The organism is Micromonospora sp. SL1-18 (assembly GCF_047921505.1).
In the GTDB taxonomy this organism is placed as follows: domain Bacteria; phylum Actinomycetota; class Actinomycetes; order Mycobacteriales; family Micromonosporaceae; genus Micromonospora.
This window is the reverse complement of sequence record NZ_JBLROA010000159.1, coordinates 1-2,070: the sequence shown is the minus strand read 5'-3', so window position 1 is coordinate 2,070 and position 2,070 is coordinate 1. Positions and strand designations below refer to the sequence as shown.

The following is a 2,070-nucleotide window of genomic DNA, read 5'->3' as shown; positions in this document are numbered from 1 at the left end:
GCATCATCGATGCGATGCGCCACGAGCGCTACCGGTTCCAGCCTGTGAGGCGCGTCTACATTCCGAAAAAGAACGGAAAACGAAGACCTCTCGGCCTGCCGTCCTGGGCGGACAAACTCGTCGGCGAAGTGGTTCGACTCCTGCTGGAGGCGTACTACGAGCCGCGATTCTCCCGCCGATCACACGGTTTCCGTCCCCACCGTGGCTGCCACACCGCGCTCAGTGAGATCGCGGAGACATGGGGCGGGACGACCTGGTTCATCGAAGCGGATATCGCCGACTGTTTCGGCAGTTTGGATCATTCGATCATGGTCGAGATCCTGGCGGAGAACATCCACGATAACCGGTTCCTTCGACTCATCAAACAGATGCTACAAGCCGGATACCTGGAGGACTGGGAATACAACGCCACACTCAGCGGAGCCCCGCAAGGCGGCGTCGCATCCCCGATCCTTTCCAATATCTACTTGGACCGGTTGGACACGTTTGTCGAGACAGTGCTCATCCCAGAATATACCCGAGGAAAACGCAGGGCACCCAACCCCGCGTACACCAGGAAAACCGACGCGATCCACCGCGCCCGCAAGCGCGGCGACCGCGTCGCGGTGCGACAATGGCGCATAGCACGCCGGAACCTGCCCTACGGGGATCCCAACGATCCCAACTTCCGCAGGCTCCGGTACTGCCGCTACGCCGACGATCAAATCCTCGGGTTCACCGGGCCCAAGGCCGAAGCCGAGCAGATCAAGCAACGCCTGACCCAGTTCCTACGCGACGACCTCAACCTGGAGTTGAGTCAGGACAAGACACTGGTCACCCACGCCCGTACCAGTGCGGCAAGATTCCTCGGCTACGAGGTCACCGTCCAGCACAGCCGATGCCGCCCGAAAGTCAACGGCTGCATCCGGCTCCGTGTCCCACGGACGGTGATCAAGGCCAAGGCCGCCCCGTACCTCAAACACGGCAAACCCGAACGCCGCAGCGAGCTGATCAGCCGCGACGACCCGCTCATCATCAGCACATACGGCGCCGAGTTCCGGGGACTGGCACAGTTCTACCTGCTCGCCAGCGACGTCGGGAGACTGGACTACCTGCACTGGGTCGCCCTGACCTCGATGCTCAAGACACTGGCCGCCAAGCACAACTCGACGGTGACGAAGATGGCCCGCAAGTACAAGACCAAAATCGACACACCGTACGGGCCGCACACGTGCTTCGAGGCCACCGTGCCACGGCCGGGCAGGAAACCGCTGACCGCCAGGTTCGGTGGAATTCCCCTGCGACGGCAGAAGACAGCGGTGCTCATCGACCGCCAACCAGGTCCGGTCACCATCCCCCGTAAAGAGCTGGTCACCCGGCTCACGGCGCGATGGTGCGAGTGGTGCCAGCGACGCGGCCCGGTGGAAACCCACCAGGTCCGCAAGCTGGCCGACCTCGACCAACCGGGGCGACCACAGCCGGCGTGGGCACAATTGATGGCCCAACGGCGCCGCAAGACCCTCGTGGTCTGCGCGGACTGCCACCAAGCCATCCATGCCGGGCAACCAACCGCGACACCCACGGGATAGTCACTGGAGAGCTACGTGCGCTGAAAGGTGCCCGCGTGGTTCGGACCGGGGGCCGTCGGAAAAGGCGCCGCACACAGCGGAAACCTCGCCGACGGCCTACCGGTGTTGCTGGCCGCGGTGCGGGATCTGAACCGCCTCGAGCTGGCCGGGGAATCGGTGCGCGCGACGTTGGAGGCCCTCGCGGCGGCGGCGCCGGACTGGCTGGCCGCCACCCTGGACGTGGCGGATTGGACCGCCCGTTACGGGGTGCGTATCGATTCGTGGCGGCTACCGAGTGCGCAGTCCAAACGCGACGCCCTCGCTGCCGCCTACGGACAGGACGGGTTCACCCTGCTGGAGGCGGTGTACGCGGCGGATGCGCCGGCGTGGCTGGCGCAGCTCCCGGCGGTGGAGACGCTGCGGCAGGTGCTGGTGCAGAACTATGTGGTCGTGGTGAACCGGCGGGGGCGGGAGGTGGTCACTCGGCGGGAGGCGGATGTGCATGGTCTCCCGCCCGGCAGAT

Annotated in this window: 1 protein-coding gene and 1 pseudogene; both read left to right on the top strand. The window is 65.2% G+C overall.

What is annotated here, in order from left to right; all coding sequences use genetic code 11:
* Window positions 1–1,568: reverse transcriptase domain-containing protein (locus tag ACNAW0_RS30250; RefSeq protein ID WP_416291454.1), on the top strand; the 1,568-nt coding region annotated here is incomplete at its 5' end.
* Window positions 1,569–1,685: 117 nt separating this feature from the next.
* Window positions 1,686–2,070: pseudogene (locus ACNAW0_RS30245) on the top strand (IS1182 family transposase); the annotation flags it as partial.